Source organism: Corynebacterium parakroppenstedtii (assembly GCF_019754935.1).
In the GTDB taxonomy this organism is placed as follows: Bacteria; Actinomycetota; Actinomycetes; order Mycobacteriales; family Mycobacteriaceae; genus Corynebacterium; species Corynebacterium parakroppenstedtii.
Genome location: NZ_JAGSOA010000002.1, coordinates 237,464 through 262,530, shown reverse-complemented (window position 1 = coordinate 262,530; position 25,067 = coordinate 237,464). Strand labels below are relative to the sequence as shown.

At 58.9% G+C, this 25,067-nt stretch carries 18 protein-coding genes; 10 read left to right on the top strand and 8 right to left on the bottom strand.

Translation table 11 applies throughout. The annotated features are described in order from the left end of the window. The first annotated feature begins 280 nt into the window (after positions 1-280). On the top strand, positions 281-1,153 hold the full coding sequence (locus tag KCQ76_RS07670) for an aldo/keto reductase (RefSeq protein WP_231725383.1): 873 nt from the start codon (positions 281-283) through the stop codon (positions 1,151-1,153). 33 nt (positions 1,154-1,186) lie between these two features. Further along, the gene (locus tag KCQ76_RS07665) at positions 1,187-1,444 is read left to right on the top strand and encodes a hypothetical protein (RefSeq protein ID WP_046203051.1); all 258 of its coding nucleotides are present in this window, start codon (positions 1,187-1,189) and stop codon (positions 1,442-1,444) included. 82 nt (positions 1,445-1,526) lie between these two features. On the opposite strand, the gene dnaG is transcribed toward KCQ76_RS07665, so the two are convergent. Further along, entirely contained in the window at positions 1,527-3,464 is a 1,938-nt protein-coding gene (dnaG, locus tag KCQ76_RS07660; protein WP_046203052.1) for a DNA primase, read from the bottom strand. Between the two features lie 75 nt (positions 3,465-3,539). Between dnaG and KCQ76_RS10865 the strand changes: the two genes are divergently transcribed. Then, positions 3,540-4,091: a guanyl-specific ribonuclease gene (locus KCQ76_RS10865; RefSeq protein WP_082089897.1), complete on the top strand. Its 552-nt coding sequence runs from the start codon at positions 3,540-3,542 to the stop codon at positions 4,089-4,091. On the opposite strand, the gene KCQ76_RS07650 is transcribed toward KCQ76_RS10865, so the two are convergent. Continuing rightward, positions 4,088-5,398, bottom strand: a complete 1,311-nt coding sequence (locus KCQ76_RS07650; protein WP_102215053.1) for a deoxyguanosinetriphosphate triphosphohydrolase — start codon at positions 5,396-5,398, stop codon at positions 4,088-4,090. The genes KCQ76_RS10865 and KCQ76_RS07650 overlap by 4 nt on opposite strands. A gap of 60 nt (positions 5,399-5,458) precedes the next feature. Continuing rightward, on the bottom strand, positions 5,459-6,109 hold the full coding sequence (locus KCQ76_RS07645; protein ID WP_052722338.1) for a YdcF family protein: 651 nt from the start codon (positions 6,107-6,109) through the stop codon (positions 5,459-5,461). Between the two features lie 98 nt (positions 6,110-6,207). On the opposite strand from KCQ76_RS07645, the gene KCQ76_RS07640 reads away from it, so the two are divergent. Further along, positions 6,208-8,478: a TPM domain-containing protein gene (locus KCQ76_RS07640; RefSeq protein ID WP_052722339.1), complete on the top strand. Its 2,271-nt coding sequence runs from the start codon at positions 6,208-6,210 to the stop codon at positions 8,476-8,478. 86 nt (positions 8,479-8,564) lie between these two features. Here KCQ76_RS07640 and KCQ76_RS07635 read toward each other — a convergent pair whose 3' ends face one another. Both KCQ76_RS07635 and KCQ76_RS07630 read right to left on the bottom strand, forming a co-directional pair. Next, the gene (locus KCQ76_RS07635) at positions 8,565-9,227 is read right to left on the bottom strand and encodes a hypothetical protein (protein ID WP_052722340.1); all 663 of its coding nucleotides are present in this window, start codon (positions 9,225-9,227) and stop codon (positions 8,565-8,567) included. Further along, positions 9,228-10,610 (bottom strand): glycine--tRNA ligase, encoded by a 1,383-nt coding sequence (locus KCQ76_RS07630; RefSeq protein WP_046203056.1) that lies wholly within the window; start codon positions 10,608-10,610, stop codon positions 9,228-9,230. It abuts the gene before it with no gap. A gap of 203 nt (positions 10,611-10,813) precedes the next feature. Between KCQ76_RS07630 and KCQ76_RS07625 the strand changes: the two genes are divergently transcribed. From KCQ76_RS07625 to KCQ76_RS07615, 3 genes are all read left to right on the top strand, one after another. Continuing rightward, positions 10,814-11,704 (top strand): hypothetical protein, encoded by an 891-nt coding sequence (locus KCQ76_RS07625; RefSeq protein ID WP_052722341.1) that lies wholly within the window; start codon positions 10,814-10,816, stop codon positions 11,702-11,704. 50 nt (positions 11,705-11,754) lie between these two features. Beyond that, positions 11,755-15,789: an ABC transporter ATP-binding protein gene (locus KCQ76_RS07620; RefSeq protein WP_221914844.1), complete on the top strand. Its 4,035-nt coding sequence runs from the start codon at positions 11,755-11,757 to the stop codon at positions 15,787-15,789. A gap of 132 nt (positions 15,790-15,921) precedes the next feature. Next, positions 15,922-19,824: a multifunctional oxoglutarate decarboxylase/oxoglutarate dehydrogenase thiamine pyrophosphate-binding subunit/dihydrolipoyllysine-residue succinyltransferase subunit gene (locus tag KCQ76_RS07615; RefSeq protein WP_414017601.1), complete on the top strand. Its 3,903-nt coding sequence runs from the start codon at positions 15,922-15,924 to the stop codon at positions 19,822-19,824. Between the two features lie 129 nt (positions 19,825-19,953). Here KCQ76_RS07615 and KCQ76_RS07610 read toward each other — a convergent pair whose 3' ends face one another. Further along, entirely contained in the window at positions 19,954-20,733 is a 780-nt protein-coding gene (locus tag KCQ76_RS07610; RefSeq protein WP_146003169.1) for a type 1 glutamine amidotransferase family protein, read from the bottom strand. Positions 20,734-20,752: 19 nt separating this feature from the next. After that, positions 20,753-21,082, bottom strand: coding sequence for a hypothetical protein (locus KCQ76_RS07605; protein ID WP_046203059.1), 330 nt, complete (start codon positions 21,080-21,082; stop codon positions 20,753-20,755). Positions 21,083-21,215: 133 nt separating this feature from the next. On the opposite strand from KCQ76_RS07605, the gene KCQ76_RS07600 reads away from it, so the two are divergent. Beyond that, the gene (locus KCQ76_RS07600; RefSeq protein ID WP_052722343.1) at positions 21,216-22,388 is read left to right on the top strand and encodes a magnesium and cobalt transport protein CorA; all 1,173 of its coding nucleotides are present in this window, start codon (positions 21,216-21,218) and stop codon (positions 22,386-22,388) included. Between the two features lie 30 nt (positions 22,389-22,418). Here the strand turns inward: KCQ76_RS07600 and KCQ76_RS07595 are convergent, their stop codons facing one another. Beyond that, positions 22,419-22,940, bottom strand: coding sequence for a general stress protein (locus KCQ76_RS07595; protein ID WP_046203060.1), 522 nt, complete (start codon positions 22,938-22,940; stop codon positions 22,419-22,421). Between the two features lie 55 nt (positions 22,941-22,995). On the opposite strand from KCQ76_RS07595, the gene KCQ76_RS07590 reads away from it, so the two are divergent. Both KCQ76_RS07590 and KCQ76_RS07585 read left to right on the top strand, forming a co-directional pair. Further along, positions 22,996-24,456, top strand: coding sequence for a magnesium transporter MgtE N-terminal domain-containing protein (locus KCQ76_RS07590; protein WP_046203061.1), 1,461 nt, complete (start codon positions 22,996-22,998; stop codon positions 24,454-24,456). A gap of 22 nt (positions 24,457-24,478) precedes the next feature. Continuing rightward, a complete protein-coding gene (locus tag KCQ76_RS07585) occupies positions 24,479-25,066 on the top strand; it encodes a DUF1003 domain-containing protein (protein WP_012731297.1) in 588 nt (195 codons plus the stop codon). Position 25,067 lies beyond the last annotated feature (1 nt).

The window sequence follows — 25,067 nt, the reverse complement described above, 5'->3', positions numbered from 1 at the left end:
CACGAGGCAGACGTCGCCACTAAAAGAGGAGCAACCACCGTGGGTGCGCGCCTTCGCTCGCGGCGATACGAAAAACGTAGAACAGAAACGCATTTAAGTTCGCTATCAACACTAGCTGTTCCTTGTCTGCCACGAACAACCGGACAACGTGTTAAACGAACATCGGGCTGGTCTCGACACAGAGTTTGGCCCGACATTGGCGCGCGTGAGGCCTACTCGGATCGCGGGATCCCACGACTTCCCATGGCCGGTCATCAGCGAGCGTGGTTACACTAGCCCTATGACCGATTCCTCCGCGACAAATAACCAACAATCAATTCCCATTCTGTCCACCGAGCGGTACACCCTTCCTGCGCTGGGATTTGGTACGTACCGGCTCTGGGGAAAAAGCGGGGCGCAGTCCACTGAGACTGCGCTCACGATGGGCTATCGGCTCATCGACTCTGCCTACAACTACGAAAATGAAGGCACCATCGGCGCGGGGATTCGCGCGGCCATTGATAAAGGAATTGTCTCGCGCGGCGACGTCACCGTGACCAGTAAACTTCCCGGCCGATACCACGAACATGACCAGGCACTGAGCGCCATTGAGGAATCCCTATATCGCACTGGGCTGGATTACATCGACCTGTACCTCATCCACTGGCCAAATCCGAAGCAGGGCAAATACGTTGAGGCGTGGAAAGCATTAATGGAAGCCCGGGACCGCGGACTTATCCGCAACATCGGTGTATGCAACTTCACACCGGAGCACCTGGACACCCTCGAACGGGAAACCGGCGAACTTCCCGTCATTAACCAAGTCGAGCTACACCCGTACTTCAACCAGACTGAAACCCGCGCCTATGACACGGAACACGGAATCATCACAGAGGCGTGGAGCCCCCTCGCCCGAGGCGCCGTCTTTGAAGAAGACACCATTGTTTCCATCGCGAAGAACCATGACGCTTCCGTCAGCCAGGTTGTTCTTGCATGGCATCGGGCAATCGGGAGCCTCGCCATTCCGAAATCCGCGTCGGAAAAACGTCAAAAAGAAAACCTCGATTCCCTACATGTCACGCTGACGAGCGATGAGATCGAGGCGATCAATGCTCTCACGAAGCCCGACGGCCGTGAGAAGGACCAAGACCCCGACGAGTACGAAGAGTTCTAATTCCAACCGAAGACACCACACGAAAGAAAACACATGCGTTTGACTACGTTCATCGCCGGTGCCACAGCGGGCTACGTCATGGGCACGAAGGCAGGTCGGAAGCGTTACGACCAGATCCGACGAGGCTATGAGGCAGCGATCAACTCCCCCGTCGCCAAATCGGCCCTCCACGCGGGGAGGAAGGCATTAGCCAACGCTCTGGACCCGGAACCGCGGATGCGAGAACTCCGGGCACGGAATATCAGGACCCGGCACGACGACACCACCATCTACGTCCCCGACGAGGACTGACACGGCGGCGGGACACGCCGCGCAGGTAACACAGGGTGGGGCGTGTACGAAATACGGTCGCAACAGATGCATCCAGCTGGCCTCATAGAGGCCGCTGCGTCGCCTGCTTAATTAAACCGGTCCTATATTGCTCTAGCGCCACCAAATCGCCAAACAAGTTGTTGTACTCATCGTCGCTAGGCCGCAGCCGTTCCAGCGTCGACTTGAGTTCGGCAATCTGGTTGCCCACCCACACTGCCTGAAGACGGACCATCGTGCTCCGCACGAACCACTCCATGTTTTCACCCTCATAGTGGATAGGCTCCACCATGAGCTCAGTCACCATCGACTCCCCCATCGGCTGCGGAAGATTCTCAATAACCTTCGTCACCCACGAGTTCCCGCCGGACTCGACATCCGCGGCTGCGGCACACCCCCCGGCGCGACGGATCCCTTCGGATACTTCCCGATAGGTCGGGTGCCGGAAGCTCTGGGCGGGCAATACATCGAACAATTCAGCGGCGGCAGCTGGTTCTTGCAGGGCGATCTTGAGCGCCTCACGTTCGCCGGCGAGTTCACCATTACGAGGGTTCGGCCTGGTGAAACGCGGCTGGCTGGAACTCTGTGGGCCATTCGCGGCTGGGGATTTCACGCTCCAGGTATTCCTCTGCTGACGCGCCCGTCCACGCTTCAGCCCGGACGATTGTGGCTTGCGAGCGGCTCGTCGGACAGCGGCTTCGACGTCGCTCACGTCATCCCAACCGAGCCACCCAGACAGCTTCCGGGCGTACGCCTTCTGCAACGTGGTGTCTTTGACGCTCGCGACCGCGGGCGCAACAGCTTCCATGGCCTGCAAACGCCCTTCCGGTGTGTGAAGGTCAAATGAGGCAAGCGTCGTACGCACGACAAACTCCACCATCGGAATCCGGGACATCACCAAATCCCGAACTGCGGCATCACCGCCGGACAAGCGCAAGTCGCATGGGTCCTGACCATTCGGCGCGACCGAGACGAAACTTTTACCCAGAAACTCTTGATTTCCCTCGAAGGCGCGCATAGCGGCTTTCTGCCCGGCTTCATCACCGTCAAAGGTATAAATCATCTCGCCGCGAAAATGGGAATCATCCAACATAAGACGCCGCACCATCTGCAAGTGTTCCGCCCCAAATGCTGTTCCACACGCGGCGACGGCTGTGGTCACCCCAGCGGCGTGCATAGCCATCACATCGGTGTAGCCCTCAACAATGACCGCCTGGTGGCGCTCGGCAATGTTCTTCTTCGCCTGGTCAATCCCGAACAGTACCTTCGACTTCTTGTACAACAAGGTCTCTGGGGTGTTCATATATTTCCCCAGCTTGTCGTCGTCGAAGAGTTTGCGAGCGCCGAAACCAATCACATCATTCGCAGTGTTACGAATCGGCCACGTTAGGCGTCGATGAAAACGGTCGATCGGCCCACGACGTCCCTGAGAAGTTACCCCAGCGGCCTCCAACTCTTTGACATCGAAACCCTTGCGAAGCAGGAACTTTGTCAACGTATCCCATCCGCCTGGCGCGTAGCCGCACCCGAATTGCTCCGCATGTTCCTGAGAGAACCCACGATCAAGTAAGAATTGCCGTGCCGGCGCAGCTTCATCGGTATCCAGGTGCTCGCGGTAAAACTCCTGGGTGGCTTTGTTAATCGCGACGAGCCGCTGACGAGTCCCAGGCTCCTCCCGACGCCCCGGTCCGCCACCCTGATAGTTAATGGTGTAGCCAATACGCTCCGCACACTGCTCCACAGCCTCAGGAAACGACACCTGCTCCATTTCCATGAGGAAGCTGAAAACGTCGCCACCCTTCCCCGTCGAAAAGCAGTGGTAGTAGCCCTTGTTCGGGCGGACATGGAAACTGGGGGTCTTTTCATCCTTAAAGGGCGATAGCCCCTTGAGCGAATCTGAGCCGGCGGGTTTCAGCTGCACATATTCGCCCACGACCTCCTCAATGGGCGTGCGCTCACGGATCGCATCGATGTCACTCTCCGGGATTCGTCCTCTGGCCATGGCAACTATGCTACGTCGTCATGTCAAGCTCGAGGAGTGCCGTGACCTTCGCCAGATTATGACACAATATCGACCATGCCGGATGCACCTCAGAAGAACACACAAGGCGGATCACAGAACGCTCGACGAGGGCGTCACGTGTTGTCCCTTCGTACGTTGACATCGATTCTTGGTGCTGTGGTGGCGGGTGCATTCGGCCTGTGGGGATGGGATTCCGTCAACAACCCGAGCCACAACGGATCACAGAGCAACGAGTCATCAACTGAGCCATCGAGCGGATCGGGAGGCTCGGGCGGCAGCTCGTCGCATATGGGGCGGTCGAACTCCATCCCAGCATGCAACGCGAACCAGCTGCCTGATCAGGCACGCGTGGTCGTCGACGATATCAAGTCCGGCGGGCCATTTGATTACCCACAGAAGGACGGTTCCCACTTCGGGAATTACGAGAACGCACTCCCCCACAAGAAGAACAACTACTACCGCGAATACACCGTCGACGAGGATAAGATGGATCACAGCCGCGGGCCTGCCAGGATCATTACGGGTGGTTCGACCGCCACGCACCCCGACGTGTGGTATTACACCAGCGACCACTACTCATCATTCTGTGAGATGCAGGAAAACTAACTCCACCCTACTGACCAATCCCGAGCCGACCTATCCAACCGCTCGAGCCGCGACTCTGTCATCGAAGCCAACTGGTCAATGACGACGCGCAACCGCTCGGCATCCGTCGAGGCCTCATTCCACCAGCCTTGGTACAGAGGATCCAAGCTCGTCGGCGCGCCCGCATACAGATAATCCTTCACGCGAAAGAGCCGATCACGCTGACGCTCCTGGTTCTTCTGATGCAGCGACTGATCCATGACGTAGAGCACGGCCACGGACTTCAACAGCGTGATTTCGGCCACAATATCAGGTGGCACAACCAAATCGTTGGAAAACCTCCCCGCGGCCATTTCCTCCGTCCACGCCGACTCGTCCCCATTCGTCATCGCACGTCGAGTAGCAGCGACCGTCGCAGAAATATAGCGGCCCACCAGCTGCGATGTCATCGCCTTCAAAGACACCGACGCGGCCAATGTTCCGTCATAATCAGCCGCCTCGGCAATGACCGGCAGCTGGCGCAACCGATCAGCAGCGTCGACGAGCTCATCGGGATCGCCGCCAAAAACACCCGCGCCCTCTTCCGCTAACTGGGCAATCTCGACCAGATCCCACAACACGTTGAGGCTGACGCGGCCGGACAAAACGGCGTCCTCCACGTCATGTACCGAGTACGCGATGTCGTCGCTGACATCCATAATCTGGGCTTCCAGGCACTTCCTGCCCTTGGGAGCACCACGACGGATCCACTCCAACAATGGAGCATCCTCGTCATAGGCCGAATACTTCTTCCTCGCCACCCCTTGCGGGCTCGATGCCGTCCACGGATACTTACACGTCGCATCCAACGACACACGCGTCAAATTCAACCCAACACTCACCGGGTGACCGTCGCGAACATCGCATACTTTCGCTTCCAGACGGCTCAAAATACGCAATGTCTGAGCATTCCCCTCAAACCCTCCACAATCCTGCGCTAGCTCATCCAAAGCCCGCTCCCCGTTGTGACCATAGGGCGGATGGCCAATGTCATGACTAAGCCCCGCTAACTCGGCTAAATCAGTATCCACCCCCAACCCGGCCGCAATACCCCGACTGATCTGAGCCACCTCAAGACTGTGGGTCAAACGGGTCCGCGGCGTATCCCCCGTCTGCGGAGTGACCACCTGCGTCTTATCCGCTAACCGACGCAACGCAGCGGAATGCAGCACCCGGGCACGATCCCGATCGAAATCGTCCCGCATTTCCGGCGTCGAACCCGCCGGTTGGGCCCCCTTCGGCCCCTCCACCACACGACGCTCATGATCCTGCTCTGAATACGGGTACACCATCCGCAATCTCATACCCGCTATTGTCGCACTACACGCCGCAAAAAATTAGAGGCGCGCCTACTTCAACAAATCCTCAACATTCTGCTCCGAGATCACATTGGATCGATGCGTCGCCTGATAAAAAATCAAACCTCCGGTCTCATGCAGAATCCCCGAAAACTGCGCGTCGCGCGACCATACCGACGGCCCGTGACGAGTCGACACAGAATGCGTCGTAAACCCTTGATCCCGAACCATCGTGCGCGCACGCAACGCGTGCCACGGATCGGTCACCACCACGGCCGAAGACCAATGACGATTCTCATTGTGCGAGTACTCCGCAAGGGTCCGCGCAGAGGTCAAGGTATCCGAGCCATCACTGATGGGAACAATTGCCGACGACGGGACGCCCAGCTTCTCCAAGTACATTTTTCCGGCCTCAGCCTCCGTGTACTGGTCACCCTCCTGTTTGCCGCCCAAAGTCGCGATAACGGGGGCAGTGCCCTCCTGGTACATCGTGGCCGCCTTGTCTAGGCGCGCAGCGAACCATTCACTCGGCGTGCCGTTGTACTGTGCGGCCCCCATCACGACGATCACATCAGAGGGAGTGTCGTCATCATGGCGGGCAAACTGCCAAATTCGCAACGCCGTACCGCAGACCAATACAGCGGTGACCAATACGGCACCAACCACCACACGCCAGAGAGTCCGGCCCAACCAACGCCCCACACGTCCTCCATCCACGACCGCCAGGTACAGCCCGCTAACCTACACCCATGCACACGCGTGTAGGCAAACACTCCACAGTTTTCTCTATTCTTTAGATCATGGCAGTCATCCGGAACGACCACTACACCACTGAGCACACCACACACGTCGCCCATTCGGCGAGCACCGCCCGCAGACGTGGTGCGCGGCTCACGGCAACCGCAGCCGCGCTCACACTCACGGGCGGGGTACTCCTGGGCAGCGCAACCATGCCCGAAGCCTCAGCTCAGGTGGCACAAACCGCGCAGACCAACGTCGTCGCTCAAAGTGACTCCACAGGATCAACCACCGACACTAGCGGTTCTAGTGTGGCCACCCGTGAACGCATCAATGACAGCGTTGGGGCCCTCACCGACAGTCAGAAGAAAGACCTGACGGAGAAAATCAAGAAGCTACAGGTCGACGATGACATCGCCATGACTGTCTACATCGCCAACAGCTTTGGCAGCATGTCGGGGAAAGAATGGGCGCACGAGCGGTTCCAGGAGAACCCGCAGTCCAATGTGCTTATCGTGGCTTTCGACGTCACTAAGCGCACGCAGGGGGTGTACGGGGGGCGGAACGTCGGCAATGCCGTGACAAAGAAGACGTATGAGGCCGCCAAGGAGCCTCTCGCGGAGGATAACCCCGACTGGAATACCGTCATTAGCGACAAGATCGACGCCGCGAAGGATGCGAATGATAATTCGGCGGCACTGTTCTGGCTGGGCGGTGGAGCTATCGCCATCATTGCGGCAGGTGGCGGCGTGTGGTACATGAACCGGCGGCGCACCAAGAAGCAGCAGGAAACGATGGTCAAAGATGCTCAAACCATCAATCCGGATGACACGACGTCGCTCAACGAATTGCCGTATTCCGTGCTGGAGGAACGCGCACAGGAAGAACTCACGAGTACGGACGCGTCGATTCGAACAGCCGATGATGAACTCCGGCTGGCCATTGCGGAATTCGGAGAAGACCGGGCACGGCCCTTCATGCGAGCCATGGATCACTCAAAGCGGACCCTGGAAAGGGCGTTCCAGCTGCGCAGCAAAATTAATTCAGGAACGGTGCGTTCCGAAGAAGAGCGCAAGGCCATGCTTGTAGATATTGTGAGCTCATGTGGGCAAGCTGACCGTGGCCTTGATAAGCAATCGGACGAGTTCGCTCGCCTTCGCGGACTGCTCATCGATTCAGACCGACGGCTCGACGAACTTACCCAACGCATTGTGTCTCTTCGCGCCCGGCTTCCCCAAGCGTCATCAACGCTGAGCGAGCTGCGTACGAAATACGCCTCCGATGCCCTGGCTTCCATTGCGGACAATGTTGATATTGCCACCGAGCACCTCGATAACGCCGAGCGCGCCGTCGATAAAGGCCGCGCCCTCACCCGCCAACCCGCAGGTGAACAGGGCGGGCTCGTGGAATATATCCGCACCGCGGAAATGACCACCGGCCAAGCGGACGACCTCCTCACAGATATCGAGCAGGCCGACGAGCGCATTGCCGAGGCCCGGAGCAATATTCGCTCCCTCATTGACGAGATCACTGACGAGCTCACCGAGGCCGGAAAGCTTCGCGCGCGGGCAAGTGCTCAGGGTTCGCAGTTCGACTTCGACAAGATGGACGCGATCGCGACTGAAGCATGGGATGCGATAGAGGATGCGCGCGCTATCGATGCGCCGACGGGGACGCCAGCGGCTGCTCTTACTACGGGTGGCGACCAGAACGAAAGTGGATCAACCAGCGCGAAGGGTGGAGAGCTCACGCGAGCCGGTGCTGATCCTCTGGCGATGTACAAGCGGTTGTTGGAGGCGGATGAAAAGCTCGACGCGCTGCTTGAACAAGCGCGTGACTCTGATCGGGACCGTAACCGGGCGCTTCGTGTTTTCGATCGGACGCGCGATGATGCGGCCGCACAGATTGAGGCAGCGGATAGTTTGATCTCGACCCGTGGTCAAGCTGTCGGCTCGCAGGCGCGAACTCTGCTCTCTGACGCTCAACGGCAATTGAGTCAGGCGCAGTCGATGCGGACCACTGACACGCGACGTGCGATCTCGGAGGCACGCCACGCTGGCGAATTAGGCAGGCGGGCCGAGCAAGCCACGCGTAACGACATCGATGACTTCACTCGACGCAATCAGAGTTACTTCGGTGGCGGCGGCAACGGCGGCGCCTTCATCGCCGGAATGCTGATCTCGTCGCTCTTCCACGGCGGTGGCCACTACGGAGGATACGGAAACTACGGCGGCGGGTTCGGCGATGGCTTCGGCGACGACTTTGGTGGCTTCGGCGGATTTGGCGACGGCGGTTTCAGCGACGGGGGCAGCGGATTCGACGGAGCGTTCTAACGCGCCCCGACGGTCCTCTGTGGTCGGCGGTCGCCCGGTGGCCGCCGCTCTCCTAGTGGCCACCCCCGCTTCCCGGCCATCGGGTCTTACAGCAAGAAAACCAACAACATAAATGGCAGGAGCACGATCAACAGCACCGTCCACATCCAGGTGCTCGTGACCAACTGCGACTCCAACTGCATCCGGGCAACCCAGGCCAGGAACACCTGTTGCTCGGTGGTCATCGCCGACTCCTGGCCAGGCTCTAACTCAACAACCACGTGCCGGACGCCACGATTACCGCCGGTGAACTGCCCTAATTTCGTCTCATCGGGTGTCTCGAACACGAAGTCCAACTTGCCGCAGTTGACGATGTTCACCGCGGGTACGCCATCCGACGTGCCAATGGATTCGGATACTCCCGCATTGTCCGAAGCAGGATCGGCAGATGACGTCTCGGCGCTCCCCATGTCAAGCGCCACGCGTTTCGCACGCCCGATCTGCCCTTCTTCCCCCTCGCGCTGAGATTGCGGGTCAGCGTGGAAATTCTGCCCATCAGGCCCTGACGCGGACAGTCTCCCCTTCGTGTGTGGAACAAATGTCCACTCCGACCATGACTCCGGATCCATACTCGGTTCCGAAGATGGCTTCACCCGCGCCGATGTCAGCTCCCTCGACTGAGAAAACCGCGCGATTAATTCGTCGTCACGGAAAAGATCGAGGTGGGCAACGCCACCGTCTTCTTTACGAGGACCCCACGATAGTTTCATTTAGCACCCTGCCAACCGCTCAGCCAGGTAACCCTGCAACTTGTCAATGCTGACGCGCTCCTGCTCCATCGTGTCGCGCTCGCGGACAGTCACCGCGTGATCATCCAGCGTGTCGAAATCGACGGTCACACAGAACGGCGTACCGATCTCATCTTGGCGGCGGTAGCGCCGGCCAATCGCACCCGAAATGTCATAGTCGACGTTCCACAAACCGCGCAGGTCCTGCGCCACCTTCTCCGCCGTCGGCGTCAACGTGTCCTTCTTCGACAGCGGCAGAACCGCCACTTTCACCGGAGCCAGGCGACGATCCAGACGCAGCACCGTGCGCTTATCCACGCCACCCTTGGCGTTGGGAGCTTCATCCTCGTGGTAAGCGTCGATAAGGAAGGCCATCAATGAGCGTGTCAGGCCAAACGACGGCTCAATGACGTAGGGGACATAGCGCTCGCCGGTGGGCTGATCAAAGAAGCTAAGGTCCTCGCCCGAGCCCTTAATGTGGCTCTGCAGGTCAAAGTCGGTACGGTTCGCAATGCCCATGAGCTCACCCCAGCCTGAGCCAGCGAAACCGAACTGATACTCCAGGTCGATCGTCCGATCGGAGTAGTGAGCGCGCTCATCCTCCGGAACATCGAACTTCCGCAGGTGATCGGGATCAATGCCCAGGTCAACAAACCAATTCCAGCAATCTTCAACCCAGCGGTCAAAGTGCTGCGGGGCATCAGCAGGCGGAACGAAATACTCGATCTCCATCTGCTCAAACTCACGGGTCCGGAAAATGAAGTTCCCCGGCGTGATCTCATTGCGGAAGGCCTTGCCCAGCTGGCCAATACCGAACGGCGGTTTCTTGCGGGACGTCGTCTGAACATTCTTGAAGTTCACAAAAATGCCCTGGGCCGTCTCCGGGCGGAGATAATGCAGCCCCTCTTCATTGTCGACGGGACCGAGGTAGGTCTTCATCAAGCCGGAGAACATCTGCGGCTCCGTCCACTCCCCCGGCTGTCCGGTCTCTGGATCGGGGACATCCGCAAGACCGTTAGCCGGCGGGTGGCCATGCTTGGCCTCATAGGCCTCGATGAGGTGGTCAGCCCGGTACCGCTTGTGCGTGTGCAAAGACTCGACTAGCGGATCTGTGAACGTCTTCACGTGGCCCGAGGACACCCAGACTTCACGCGGAAGAATAATGGACGAATCAAGGCCCACCATGTCACCGCGGGACTGAACGAATGTCCGCCACCACTGTTTCTTGATGTTTTCCTTCAGTTCAACGCCGAGCGGACCGTAATCCCACGCCGACCGAGTTCCCCCGTAGATTTCACCACTCGGATACACCAAGCCCCTGCGTTTACACAGGTTCACCACAGTGTCAATTACCGATGCAGCCACGCAAATCTCCTTGTACTTCACACGACGCGGTACGCCGAACGACGCGTTCTTCACTTCCGGTACATTCTGCGTCATGCGCCCAGCGATAAGCCGCCGACGCACCACACATAATCGCGTCCACCAGCCTAGCCCACAGGCACGACACGTCCACACACGGACACAGGAGAACCCGCTTGTCATAGGCTCCTAATAGAATTGTCTTCATGGCTTCATTACTTAACGTTGTACCCAGCGCGATAAAAGACCGTTTCTCATCAAAAAAGCACTCTGACAAGCACTCCGACGACGAGCTCGATGGCAGCGATAACGTCGAGAATGACAACCTCGAAGCTAATGAAAAGCCGTCGCGGATCCTTTCGGCTGTCGAACGCGCCGCAGAAATACAGGTGAGACCCATTGCGCGTTATGTCGACATGGTGAAATCCAAGCACGAAGGGGATCGCCCCGCCCAGGTCCAGGAAGTCATTAATAAACACTTCCGACGCCTCGCGACGACGACAGGTGTGGGTGCTGGAGCGTCCGCTGCGGTTCCCGGCGTTGGCACACTCGCGTCTTTAGGTGTCTCGACGGGCGATGCGTTCTTATTCCTCGAGCTCACGACGTGGTACACGCTGTCCTCGGCGTACCTTCGAGGAATCGACATTTCGCGTCACAAGGACCGCACCGCGCTCGTTTTGCTCGCGATCAATGGGTCGTCGGCAAACGAAGCCATCGCGACAGTGTTGGGAAGCGGAAGTGTGTTCCGCTTGAGGTCTTTGAGCCAGCCGGCTGTTGGGCAGGTCAATAACCAGCTGGCCTCGATGGCGCTGAAGAAGATTCGTAAACGGGCCGCCACCAGCATGGTTGCCAAGGCTCTACCGCTGGGTATTGGCGCGGTCATGGGCGGCACCCTCAACAGGAAAATCGCGTCGAAAGCCATCGAGCACGTCAGCGCAACTTTGGGCGACCCGCCGCTCGTGTGGCCCGACACGAACCGTGCCCTGGAGCAAGGTGACTCCGGAACATCCGACGCCGCCACGGCGTTAGAAAACGCATGGGAAAAGATGGCCCAGAGCGGGGATGACAAGAGCGACGACAAAAGTAGCAGCGATTAACGAGCAAACGCTAACAATCATCAGAAGCAAGGGACACAACAACGACGAACATCAAGGACACCTCCACTGGCGCCGTCGCCAGTGAGAAGACTGATGCCGAAGCCCCACGGAAGCATGATCTACGTGGACTTTTCCACGTATGCATGATTCACCCGTACTACACGTGGGGAGCGATGGCGGCCACGTTGGCCGTTACCATCGCAGAAATCTTGATTCCGCTTGTCACCGCGCGGGCCGTCGACACGGCAACGGAGCAAGCACGCCCGACCGCCTTGTGGTCGTGGATAACGTCGTCGACCGGGTGGACGCCACTGACCGCTGTGATCGTTGTCATGGTGGTTATCGCGCTCTTGAGGTACGCGTTCCAGTTCTCGCGACGCTACCTAGCTGGGCAGATGAGCCAATGGGCGCAGCATGAGCTCAGGATTCGTGTCCTTAGCAGCCTTGTTCGACTCGGCGGTAAGGATCAGGACGATATCCGCACGGGGCAAGTTGTATCCCGTTCAATTTCCGACCTCAATATGGTCCAGGGGCTCCTCGCGATGTTTCCGCTCGCCGCAGGAAGCGTCGTCAAGTTTGCCATCATTCTTGTGGTCATGTTCACACTGTCGTGGCAGATGTCGCTGGCTGCGGTGATCGTGACGCCGATCCTGGTCATCGTCGGTTTATGGAGTAAGCGATCGATTTTCGCGTCGACCTGGACGGCTCAGCAGCAGGCCGCGAATGTTGCTACCCACGTTGAGCAAACCGTGACAGGTGTGCGAGTGGTTAAGGGGTTCGCGCAGGAGGAGCGCGAGATCACCACTCTGGACAAGCTGGGGCGGACGCTCTACGCGCTGCAGATGCGCGCTGCTAATCAACAGGCGAAATTCTTGCCGACGCTTGCTGAGCTGCCGAACCTGGCGTTGGTGGCCAATGTGGCGATCGGTGGTTGGCTGGCATTGAACGGGCACATCACCATTGGTATTTTCCTTGCGTTTTCGACGTACTTGACGACGCTGACCGGCATTTGCCGCATGTTATCCAACATGGCGATCTCGATGCAGATGGCCTTGTCATCCGTGTCCCGCGTCTTCGATGTTGTCGATCTGGAGGCGGATTCTGATCCCGCTTCCCCCTCGCGTATTCCCGACGGGCCGCTGGGGATTTCCTTCGATAACGTGTCTTTCTACCAGCCGCAGACGGACGTGGATACTCAAACGGGCATTGGCAGTGAGCCGTCGGACAGTACAACGACGAACTCGACGGACGCCTCAAAGCCCGCGGGTGAGCGTATTCTCAACCACTTCTCCCTAGACATTGCTCCCGGCGAGACCACTGTGCTGGTCGGCCCGCCTGGCGCGGGTAAAAGTATGCTCGTCCAGCTCGCCGAGGGATTTTACCCAGCCTCAGAGGGGACAATTCAATTAGCAACCTCGGGGCATCCCTCCCCTGCACACGACGGCACCCACGACGGCACCGAAGTCGATGGTGACGATAGTGACGTCGGCGCTGGCGTCGGCACGCACGAATCACTCGTCGGCCGATCTGGATCCGACCACGAGTCCGTCGATATCACGGATGTCCGGAAATGCGATCTACGGCACGCAGTCTCCGCTGTCTTCGATGAGCCCTTCCTGTATTCGCGGTCTGTGCGCGAGAACATTGCGCTGGCGAACCCGCGGGCGACGGATGAGGACATTATCTCCGCAGCTAAGGATGCCAGCGCCCATGACTTCATTATGGAGCTGGAGGACGGCTACGACACCGTCGCTGGGGAACGTGGCCTGACGCTATCGGGTGGTCAGCGACAGCGGATCGCATTAGCGCGGGCACTGGTCTCTGGTGCGCGGGTGCTTATTTTGGACGACGCGACCTCGGCTATCGACGCCACGACCGAAGCGGCCATCATCGCGGCGTTGAAGGCCCGCAAGGGGTCCGTCGCTCTGCTCCTTATCGCGCACCGCCATTCCACTCTTGCGCTGGCCGACCACATCGCACTCGTCGAAGCCGGCACCGTCACCGCGTACGGAACGCTGGAGGAGCTTCAGGAATCGAGCCCACACTTTTCCGAGCTCATGGCCTTGCCCCGCCACGACGCCGACGCATCCGTCGTCCCGTTCGACGACGGACACGAACCGGACTTGGCGACGCTGTGGCCCGCGGATCAGGACATGGATGAACCCGGCGCAGCAGCCACCGCGGGGGACGACCTGTCTGCGTCGGGAACCGCACTTGCAGGTAGCGGTTTAGGCGCTGGCCTGGGCCAAGGAAGCTCAGCCACCGGAATGCCCGCCACACCCGAAGTCCTAGCGATGGTGGAGAAGCTCTCCCCCGCTACCGAACAACCCAAGATTGATGCGGAATCGTTCCGCAATGACTCAACGCCGTTCAGTTTGCGCGGGTTACTTAGCACAGTGAAGTGGCTACTCGTAGCGATCATCGCCACGTTATGCGTCCTCGTGACTGCCGACGTCGTCTTCCCCACCCTCGTGCGTCACGCCATTGATGCCGGCGTCGGCAATAAAGATACGGGCGCTCTGGTCACCGCAACCGTGTTGGGGCTGATCATCGTGGTGGCGGCATGGATTGCCAGCACGATCAACACCATTTTGACCTCGCGGGCGGGTGAACGGTTGCTCTATGGGCTTCGTTTACGGTCCTTTGCTCATGTTCAGCGGCTCGGGCTCGATTACTTCGAAACGACTCAGTCCGGGCGGATCATGACCCGCATGACCACAGATATCGACTCCCTGTCGAAGTTCCTTCAGGAGGGGTTGGCCCAGGCCATCGTGTCGGGGGCGACCTTGATCGGTGTCAGCATCATGCTGCTGGTGACCGCTCCTCGCCTGGCGCTGGTGGCACTGACGTCGTTACCCATTGTCATCGTGGCCACGGTGATCTTCCGGCGGATTTCGTCGCGGTTGTATTCCGAGGCTCGCGGCCAAATTTCGACGGTGAATGCGGATTTTCAGGAACTGGTTAATGGCATCCGCACCTCGCAGGTGTACAACCAGCAGGACTCCGATGTCGAGCGCTTTACGCATAGTGCGCTGGAATATCGGCGGTTGCGTATGCAGGCGCAAACCGTGGTCTCCATTTATTTCCCTGGCATTAATGCGCTCTCCGAATTGGCTTCCGCTGCTGTCGTGGGAGTGGGCGCGGTCATGGTGCTCAATGGCACGGTGACGGCCGGTGTGCTTGTGGCGTTCATGATCTACATGAACCTCCTTTTCGCGCCCATCCAGCAGTTATCTCAGGTTTTCGACATGTATCAGCAGGCCGAGGTCGGGTTGCGACGCATTAGTGACTTGCTGTCACAGTCGACGTCGGTCCCCGACTCTGGGCGCGAGACGCATGTTCCAGAAGGCTCGTTGTCCTTAGACGACGTCACCTTCGCGTATTCGAACGGTGTGGACGTCCTCCACGAGGTGTCAGAGACTATCGACGAGGGCTCCACGGTGGCAGTCGTCGGGGCGACTGGCGCGGGTAAATCAACGATTGTGAAGCTCTTGGCCCGTTTTTATGATCCGACGGCTGGCGCGGTGCGGGCGGTGGATACCGATATCCGCGACGTCACCCTGGCGGCGTGGCGTGGATCGCTCGGATTCGTCCCGCAGGAATCACACCTTTTTGCCGGGACTATCGCCTCGAATATCGCCTATGGCAAACCTGAAGCAACGCCGAATGAGGTCATTCATGCCGCGCGCTGCATCGGTGCCCTCCGCGCCATCGCCGCCATCCCCGGAGGCTTCCTTGCACCGGTGGGTGAAGACGGGCGCGGCTTATCCTCCGGCCAGCGGCAGCTCATCGCACTCGCACGCGCAGAACTGGTAAAACCGCAGCTCATGCTCCTTGACGAAGCGACGTCGACACTTGACCCAGCCACGGAAAAAACGATTCTTTCCGCCAGCACGCGGCTGATGTCGAATCGAACGAGCGTGATTGTGGCCCACCGTTTGGCTACCGCGGCACAAGCGGATCGCATTCTCGTCATGGATGGGGGGCGGATCGTCGAAACGGGGAATCACGATGAACTTCTCGCCCGCCAAGGAATCTACGCCGACCTGTGGAAACACTCTGTCTCCGGAGGAAGCGACACCTAGTTGACACCAACGGGGGCACCCTCTTGTGCGGAAAAGACCTCCAAAAGGGCCCCGTTTTGGGCGACAAAAGGCATAAGCGGTTACTCTGTAGAGAAGTGAGTCACAATCGACGAAATGAGGCGAGCACCCGCTGTGAACAGCGATAATTCCTTCGGCCAGAACCAGTGGCTGGTCGACGACATGTACCAGCAGTTCACGAAGGACCCGGAGTCAGTGGATAAGGAATGGCGCGAGTTCTTTGAGAAAAATGGCGCCCCCGAATCGTCGGCTGGCACCGAACCCTCCGGAGCTCACAAAGCTACCAATAGCAATACTGCTGCAAAGAAATCTGATACAGCTTCTTCCGCATCTGGCGAAGCGAAAACTATTAAGGGCAAACGCGCTGAACACCAGGCCGCAGAGAAGAAGCCCTCTCAACAAAACGTGGCAGAAAAGACGGCTGACCGAACAAAGTCACACATTGAGGAGCCTTCTGCCCACGCCCGGAACACGAACCAAGCATCGGCACCTGCCGCGGCGAAGCCCGCCCGTCACGACGAACCGAAGGTTCATAAGCGCGCACAAGTGCAGCGCGAATTACGGGCCAAGAAAGAGGCACCTTCTCAGAAGCGTGACCACGTAGATATCCCTTCATCCTTGCCTGAGGCTGGGTCGAAGAAGATCCGTGGCCCGCAAAAGGCCATTGCGAAGAATATGGACATCTCGCTGGAGATTCCGACGGCAACGTCGGTGCGCGATATGCCCGCGCGGCTCATGTTCGAAAACCGCGCCATGATTAATGAGCAGCTCAAGCGTACGCGTGGCGGAAAGATTTCCTTCACACACATTATTGGGTACGCGCTGGTCAAAGCCGTTTTAGCTCACCCGTCTATGAACAACCGCTACGAAGTTGTCGACGGCAAACCCACCATCGTCACGCCAGAGCACATCAACTTGGGCCTGGCCATCGACATGACGAATAAGGATGGCAGCCGCAACTTGGTTGTTGCCTCCATCCCAGCTGCGGAGACGCTCTCATTCTCCGAGTTTGTCGACGCCTACCAAGACATTGTCGTCCGTGCCCGCAACGGCAAGCTGACGATGAAAGATTTCCAAGGCGTCACCATTTCGCTGACGAACCCGGGTGGCATCGGTACTCGCCACTCGATTCCCCGGTTGACAAAAGGACAGGGAACGATCGTCGGCGTCGGATCCATGGATTACCCCGCGGAGTTCCAAGGTGCGTCAGAAGACCGCCTCGCGGAATTAGGCGTCGGCAAGCTAGTTACTATTACGTCGACTTATGACCACCGGATTATTCAGGGTGCGGAGTCCGGAGAATTCCTCCGTGAGCTGGGCCGTCTCCTGATTAACGACGAATTCTGGGATGACATTTTCAAGTCCCTGAAGATCCCGTATGTCCCCTTCCGGTGGGAGCAGGATCTGCCCAACATTGGGGTGGATAAAAATACGCGCGTGATGCAGCTGATCGAGGCGTATCGGTCGCGTGGTCACTTGATCGCGGATACCGACCCGCTGCAGTGGCACCAGCCGGGGCTTCCCATCCCCGACCACCGCGATCTCGATTTCGCGACGCACGGGCTGACCTTGTGGGATCTGGACCGACGTTTCCATGTCGGTGGATTCGCTGGGCAAGAGGTCATGACGCTCCGCGAAGTACTGAGCACCTTGCGGTCTGCCTACACCCTCAAAGTCGGCTACGAATACAACCACATTCTGGACCGCGACGAGCGCCTCTGGCTGGAAGAGCGCATTGAGGCCGGACAACCCAAGCCATCACGGGCTGAGCAAAAGTACATTCTGCAGAAGCTCAACGCTGCGGAGGCCTTTGAGAACTTCCTCCAGACGAAGTACGTCGGGCAGAAACGATTCTCCCTCGAAGGTGCCGAGTCCCTCATTCCGCTCATGGACGCCGCCATTGACACCGCCGCTGCTCAGGGGCTCGACGAAGTGGTCATCGGCATGGCTCACCGCGGGCGGCTGAACGTCCTGGCGAATGTCGTCGGCAAGCCCTTCTCGCAGATCTTCACCGAGTTCGAGGGCAATATTGATCCTGCCTCCCCCGGTGGTTCCGGTGACGTGAAGTACCACTTGGGTGAAACCGGCCACTTCATCTCCATGTTCAATGACGGTGAAGTCGACGTCACGCTCACGGCGAACCCGTCCCACCTGGAGGCCGTGAACCCCGTCGCAGAGGGCATTGCTCGAGCCAAGCAGGACATTCTGGACCGCGGCAACGAGGGCTTCTCTCTGATGCCCATCCTGGTCCACGGCGACGCTGCTATGACGGGCCTGGGCATCATGCAGGAAACCGTCAACCTGTCGCAGCTTCGCGGCTACACCGTCGGCGGAACTGTCCACATCGCGGTGAATAACCAGATCGGGTTCACGACGACCCCGGATTCGGGCCGCTCCAGCCAATACGCGACGGACCTGGCCAAGGCATTCGGGTGCCCCGTGTTCCATGTCAACGGGAATGATCCCGAAGCTGTGGTCTGGGTTGCCAAGTTGGCCGTCGAGTACCGACGCCAGTTCGGTAAAGATGTGTTCATTGACCTCATCTGCTACCGACGCCGCGGCCACAACGAGGCTGACGATCCGTCAATGACGCAGCCCGAGATGTACCAGATCATCGATAACAAGCCGACTGTGCGTGACATTTACACCCGCAGCCTGGTCGGGCGTGGTGACCTCTCTGAGGACGAGGTCGAGATTGTTAAGCGAGACTTCCGCGAACAGCTCGAAACCGTGTTTAACGATGTCCGCGCTGCAGAGAAGGGCGGCAAACCTGCCGAGCAATCGGGTATTACCTCGGCGCAGGAACTGCCTCGTGGGCTGGATACCTCGATTACGGAAGAAGAAGTTGCCGCTATCGGCGATGTATTCACCAACCCGCCCGAAGGGTTCCACCTCCACCCGCGCGTCGCTCCTCTGGCGAAGAAGCGTGGCGAGATGTCCCGCAACGGCAAGATCGACTGGGGATTCAGCGAGCTTCTCGCGCTCGGTTCGTTAGCGCGTGAGGGCAAACTCGTTCGCCTGGCCGGTGAGGACACCCGCCGCGGTACCTTCACCCAGCGCCACGCGGTCTACATCGACGCCGAAAACTCCGACGAATACAACCCGCTGCAGAAGTTGGCGCAGGACGGCGACAACGGTGGCCGCTTCCTCGTCTACAACTCCGCGCTGACCGAGTTCGCGGGCATGGGATTTGAATACGGCTATTCCGTCGGCAATCCCCATGCCGTCGTCGCGTGGGAAGCACAGTTCGGTGACTTCGCCAACGGTGCGCAGACCATTATCGACGAATATGTGTCGTCGGGTGAGGCCAAGTGGGGCCAGCAATCGAGCTTGATCCTCCTTCTACCGCACGGCTATGAGGGCATGGGTCCGGACCACTCCTCCATGCGTATCGAGCGCTACCTGCAGCTGTGCGCTGAGGGATCCATGACTGTGGCTCAGCCGTCCACGCCGGCGAACTACTTCCACCTTCTCCGGCGTCATGCCCTGGGTGATCTTCGCCGTCCGCTGATCGTGGCGACGCCGAAGTCGATGTTGCGTAACAAGATGGCGACCTCCTCCGTGGAGGACTTCACCAAGGTCAAGCGCTTCCACTCGGTGATTAATGACCCGAACTTCGTCGATGCCGACGGCAACGCCACCGGTGATACGTCGAAGGTCAAGAAGATCCTGCTGGTGTCCGGCAAACTGTACTGGGATCTGGAGAAGCGGCGTCAGAAAGATGGCCGCGATGATCTGGCCATTATCCGTCTGGAAATGCTGCACCCGGTACCGTTCCGGCGACTGAAGGAAGCGTTCGACATGTACCCGAACGCCACCGAGATTCGGTTCTGCCAGGATGAGCCCGCCAACCAGGGACCGTGGCCATTCCTCGCGCTGCATCTGCCGGAGCTTGTGCCCGACATGCTCCCCATGAGGCGTGTGTCCCGACGGGCTCAATCCTCGACGGCGACCGGTGTATCGAAGGTGCACCAGATCGAGGAGAAGCAGCTGATCGAAGAAGCTTTCGCGGACTAAGGCGCAACACTCCTACTCCACGAAACCAGTGGCCCGTCACGTACTCACGTGGCGGGCCCTTCGTTTGTTCTGATGCGGGAAGCGCACTTCCCTACCGGATGCGGAAGCGCCTACTGGCTGCGGAACCGCCTAGTCTTCTTTGGAAAATGCCAGCCCTTGTGATTGCAAATAGTTCTTCGCCACACGGTCAGCTGGCGCAGATTCCGCTTTCTTGTAGAGCTTATCCAAGTCACGTGTCGAGCCAAGGTTGCCCGACACCCATGTGAGAGAACGCCGGTCCTCGGTGCTCATCGTGGGCTTGAGATACACCGGCACGATGTTCTGCGGAAGCGTGACCTCGTCCTCGGGGGTATCACTACTGGCGTTCCGCGTCTCCGTTTCCGTGGAGCACTGCGCATTCGACGCATCCGTCACGCTGATATCAGACGGCAGGGATTGCGCAATTTTCTCCCACACCTTGCCTATCGTATTGCCCGGGGCTTTGCCCTGCCGGACATTCTTCTTCATCTGGTCGAGGATCGTGCTGGCCGCATTCTTGTCCAGATAATTCAGCAAATCACCCGCGCACACCAGGACGAGCGTATTTTTCCCGGCGCGCACGGACTCAATCGCGTCCTGCACATTATCTTCCGACGCCTGCGTTTTCGCTTTTCTCGGCGTTGAACGCCCGGCGTTGGTGGTATCAAACACCTGGTCATAGAGCGCGGCGGTAATGTCGTCGTATTTCCCGACGGCTGCCGAGATCAGCACGGGGTCGGTGTCGGTGTAGGGTAGCTTTTGCACAGTGGAGACCGCGGTTGACGAACTCCCTGAGTGACCGTCATCGCCAAAATCTGCTGTGACATGGCATGATGTCAGTCCGCTGAGGGCAAAGGCGGCCACCACACTGGCGGTAACGCTCTTTGTCATTCTGGTGACTTTCTTCATGCTATGACCACCACATCCACCACAGAACAATTGCAATAATGACCAGCGCCCCCACCGACCAGAGAGCCGCCCCGAGGCTCCTCGAGCGGTCCGCGCGGTGAACCATGAGAACGGCCACGACCGCGCTCACAGCATGGGCAACGACCATCTGTCCCCCATGTGTTGTCCAATCAGTGCTCGGCACCAGCTGGACCACGATTAAGATCACCGTAGCCAGCACCATTCCCGACGCCAACCCCGCGGCTATGCCGCGAATCAACGACACGAGAGGGGTGACCCGAGTTTTCTGATACCACTGCCGCGTTTCCGCAACGTCATACTGTCCGACCATCGTCTCGAGTTTAGCCAACCCGGCCGCTAAACCAACCTACGGCTCTGCATGGGACACCACGAACCGCAAAAGACGACCCGCACGAGACACGGTGGTGAGGTTTTCTCCCCGGCGCTCGGTAGCATAAGTAACTATGCCTCGGAATGATGACTACCCCGACACCGGTGAGCTAGTTCGGGCTGTGGAACATGAAGCCGTAATGAACGCGCCGGACTGGATTATCAACACCACCGACGCCACTCATTCCCCCGAGCCCTCACACCATCCCGTGGCGCGGTGCGCGGTTTTCGTTGAGGGATGCAAAGTCGATGGCCCCTTCACCATTGCGTCGGCTCTGGACCGTGTTCACCAGGAAAACCAGCACGGTTCATCTGATTCCCACACCTCACACTCCGAGGAGGACTCCACCCCACGGGCGTTTGTCTGGGTGTCGCTGGTCTCTCCCACCATGGAGCACATTGAGCCCATCGCGCGTCTGTTCCATCTCCATTCCTTGACGGTGGAGGACATCGTCAAAGCCCGCCAGCGTCCGACGCTCGAGATCCTGGGCGATTATGTTTTCATCGTCGCGCGCACGGTTCATTACGACCCCTCCCCCATCGACAGTACGAATGAGTTCATTGAGACCAATGAGCTCCATATCATCCGGGGTAAGGATTTCGTCCTCACTATCCGACACGGCGACGTGCCTATTCCCGACAATGTTCGGCAACGGCTTGAGCGTTCGCCTCAGCTGACGTCGGTGGGGCCGGCGTCGGTGGCGTATGCCCATTTGGACTGGCTTGTCGACGACTATCTCCACATTGCGGAGGAACTCGAGGAGAAGGTGGACACCATGGAAGACCAGGTGTTTATCCCGGATTCGCCCGTGCATATTGAGCCGATTTATATGCTCAAGCGGGAGAACCTTGAGATGCGGCACGCCCTCGACCCCATGACCGCGGTGCTCAAGACGCTGACGGTGACCAAAGGGACTGCGGGTAAGAGTGTTCGGTCGTTGTATGGGGACATCCTGGATCACCACACCATTGCGGCTGATCGGATCATTAGTTACGACGAACGCTTGTCGACGCTGCTCGATTCCGCCGTCGCCAAGGTGTCGCTGCAGCAGAATACGGATATGAGAAAGATATCGGCGTGGGCTGCGATGGCGGCGGTGCCGACGTTGATCGCCGGTATTTACGGCATGAACTTTGATAATATGCCGGAGACGCATTGGGCCGCCAGGTACTTCATCGTGCTCATTATCATGTTGTCCGCGTGTGTCGGTTTGTGGATGATTTTCCGACGAAACAAGTGGCTGTGAGGGCTACGTCACGCCACGTACTTCCGGGCCTTACTTCCTGCTTGACCAGTTTTTGCGCGACAAAATCTCGCGGCCACGTTGTGCTGACCGGGGTTTACTCAGAACGTCGTATCGGCCCGCGACGATCTGCGTCGTCGACGCAAAATCTCGGCGTCCCTTCATCGCACCATACGGAATAGCGACGGAAATCAGGCCGAAGAGAGCACCCATTGCTGCACCCAAAGCGAGCGGGCCAAGAAATTCGTTGGTAAATAATCCGACGAGGAGGCCGAAGAAAACACCCATCCATGCGCCTGAGATCGCACCGCCAGAGAGCACCTTGCCCCATGACAAGCGTGATGTGACACGTTCAACCTGCATCAAGTTCACACCGACGATGGTGATGTCGTCCACCGGGAAATCTTCCTCGTCAGAGAGAGAATCCACCGCGTGTTGTGCAGATTCGTAATCCTCGAAGCTACCGATGGGCCATCCTTCGGGGCGTTGAGGAAGCCCTTGGTAACCTTGTGCGCCCAAGGTGGCACCGAAACCTGAGGCAGAGGGTGTAGTCATGCCCTTAGCCTACTGAAATACGGCTATGAGGTAAACACCCAGTACACTGTCGGACGTGAGTGCCGTGAATCGAGTTTTTGCTGGTCGCCTAGCGGGAATGGTTGTCCTTGGCCCCGATGGTGAATCGATTGGTCGCGTCCGCGATATCGTCGTCACCATCCGGCCCCGTGGCATGGCTTCCCGCACGATTGGCCTAGTTGTTCAAGTTGCTGCGCAAAACAGACAGATCTTCGTCCCTATGCTTCGCGTCGCGTCGATCGATCCGCGGGAAATCACCCTTGTTTCAGGTTCTGTCAACCTTCGCCCGTATCAATCCCGCGCCGGTGAATTGCGCGTGATGTCCGAGTTAGTGGGCTCCAAGATCCACATTGACGATCCTGAGCATGAGGATTTGCATGGTCGCCCGGTGGATATCGCGGACGTGGAGATTGAAAAGTCACGTACCCGTGATTGGATCATCAGCCGCGTGGCGGTGTCTAAAGAGCGCAACCGGTTCGGCCGTCGGCCACCTCTCTCGGTGGTGGAGTGGAACCATGTTCATGGTTTATCCGTCTCCGGTGCGGGTCCTGCTGATGCAACGGCGGAAATCCTCGCGGAATTCGACGACATGCGCCCGGCCGACATTGCTCAAATCCTGCATGACCTTCCCAGCACCACACGAAATAATGTGGCCTCTGAGCTGGAAGATGCCCGCCTGGCCGACATCCTCCAGGAGCTCCCTGAGGACGAGCAAATGGGCGTCCTGGAAACGTTCGACATCGAGCGTGCCGCCGACGTGTTGGAAGAGATGGATCCCGATGACGCCGCGGACCTCTTGGGCGAGATGCCTGATGATAAGGCCGATGTCCTCCTTGAGTTGATGGATCCGGAAGAATCGGAGCCGGTCCGCCGTCTGATGAGTTTCTCCCCAGAGACCGTGGGTGGCTTGATGACATCGGAGCCGATCATTCTGACTCCGCCGGCCACAGTGGCTGAAGCTCTTGCTCATGCTCGTAACCCCGATTTATCGACGTCGTTGAGCTCGATGGTGTATGTGGTGCGCCCGCCGAAGGCAACGCCGACGGGTAAGTATCTGGGCACGGTTCACATCCAGAAGCTCTTGCGTGAAGCACCGTCGACCCTGGTCTCCAGCATTTTGGATCCGGATCTTCCTCCACTTTTTGCCGACGACACCCACGAGACGGCTGCCCGTTACTTCGCAACCTATAACCTGGTGTGTGGTCCGGTCCTGGATGAGGACAATCACCTGCTCGGCGCCGTCGCGGTGGATGACTTGCTGGATCACCTCCTCCCCGAGGGGTGGCGTGAGCAGGAAATCCGCCCTGAGGCGGGATCATCGGGCCACCAGGCTGGCACGTTGGGGCGCGCTGCTGGAGCGCACGGTGCCCCCGGCCGCAGTTCTCGTGCCCAGACGGCGGGGTCGGTCATCGTGAAGAAAGCTGGTGAGCGGCGACGCGACCGCCAACAGGGATCCACTCCGCAGGGTCCGTCGGCAGGGAATTCTCACTCAAACTAACCCACAAGAGGGGCTTACTTATATGGCTGATTCGTTTGCTCGAACTGACCTGGACACTCCGGTCCGCGCTAAGCGCCGCTCGTTACTGTCGATGGATGGTGATGCGGTTGGTGTTGCTGCAGAAAAGGTTGCGCGTTTCCTCGGAACCGGTAAGTATTTAGGCTGGCAGACCATCATCGTGACGGCCTGGATCCTGCTGAATATCGGTGGAATGTGGTGGAACTGGGACCCGTACCCATTCATCCTGCTTAACCTCGCCTTTTCCACGCAGGCGGCCTATGCAGCTCCCCTGATTTTGTTGGCGCAGAACCGCCAGGATGACCGCGACCGCGTCACGCTGAATGAGGACCGACGCCGTGCTGCGCAAACGAAGGCGGATACGGAATTCTTGGCGCGCGAGCTCGCCGGGGTTCGTATCGCCCTGGGAGAAACCGTGACCCGCGACTACCTGCGACACGAGCTGGAGGACCTCACCACAGTCCTTCAGCGCATTGAGGGCCGCCTGGATGACGCTGCCGCAGATGCGCCGGTGGACCTGGAATACATGGGCGATGATGAGCGTCGCGCGGGATTGGACAGCCCTAGCGGCCAACACAATGAGTCGTCGTAGG

Coding starts and splice junctions, on each gene's coding strand:
- KCQ76_RS07635 (WP_052722340.1), bottom strand. CDS start 9,227: ATGAAACTATCGTGGGGTCCTCGTAAAGAAGACGGTGGCGTTGCCCAC.
- KCQ76_RS07670 (WP_231725383.1), top strand. CDS start 281: ATGACCGATTCCTCCGCGACAAATAACCAACAATCAATTCCCATTCTG.
- dnaG (WP_046203052.1), bottom strand. CDS start 3,464: ATGGCCAGAGGACGAATCCCGGAGAGTGACATCGATGCGATCCGTGAG.
- KCQ76_RS07610 (WP_146003169.1), bottom strand. CDS start 20,733: ATGACAAAGAGCGTTACCGCCAGTGTGGTGGCCGCCTTTGCCCTCAGC.
- KCQ76_RS07605 (WP_046203059.1), bottom strand. CDS start 21,082: ATGGTCGGACAGTATGACGTTGCGGAAACGCGGCAGTGGTATCAGAAA.
- KCQ76_RS07665 (WP_046203051.1), top strand. CDS start 1,187: ATGCGTTTGACTACGTTCATCGCCGGTGCCACAGCGGGCTACGTCATG.
- KCQ76_RS07595 (WP_046203060.1), bottom strand. CDS start 22,940: ATGACTACACCCTCTGCCTCAGGTTTCGGTGCCACCTTGGGCGCACAA.
- KCQ76_RS07640 (WP_052722339.1), top strand. CDS start 6,208: ATGGCAGTCATCCGGAACGACCACTACACCACTGAGCACACCACACAC.
- KCQ76_RS07625 (WP_052722341.1), top strand. CDS start 10,814: ATGGCTTCATTACTTAACGTTGTACCCAGCGCGATAAAAGACCGTTTC.
- KCQ76_RS10865 (WP_082089897.1), top strand. CDS start 3,540: ATGCCGGATGCACCTCAGAAGAACACACAAGGCGGATCACAGAACGCT.
- KCQ76_RS07600 (WP_052722343.1), top strand. CDS start 21,216: ATGCCTCGGAATGATGACTACCCCGACACCGGTGAGCTAGTTCGGGCT.
- KCQ76_RS07585 (WP_012731297.1), top strand. CDS start 24,479: ATGGCTGATTCGTTTGCTCGAACTGACCTGGACACTCCGGTCCGCGCT.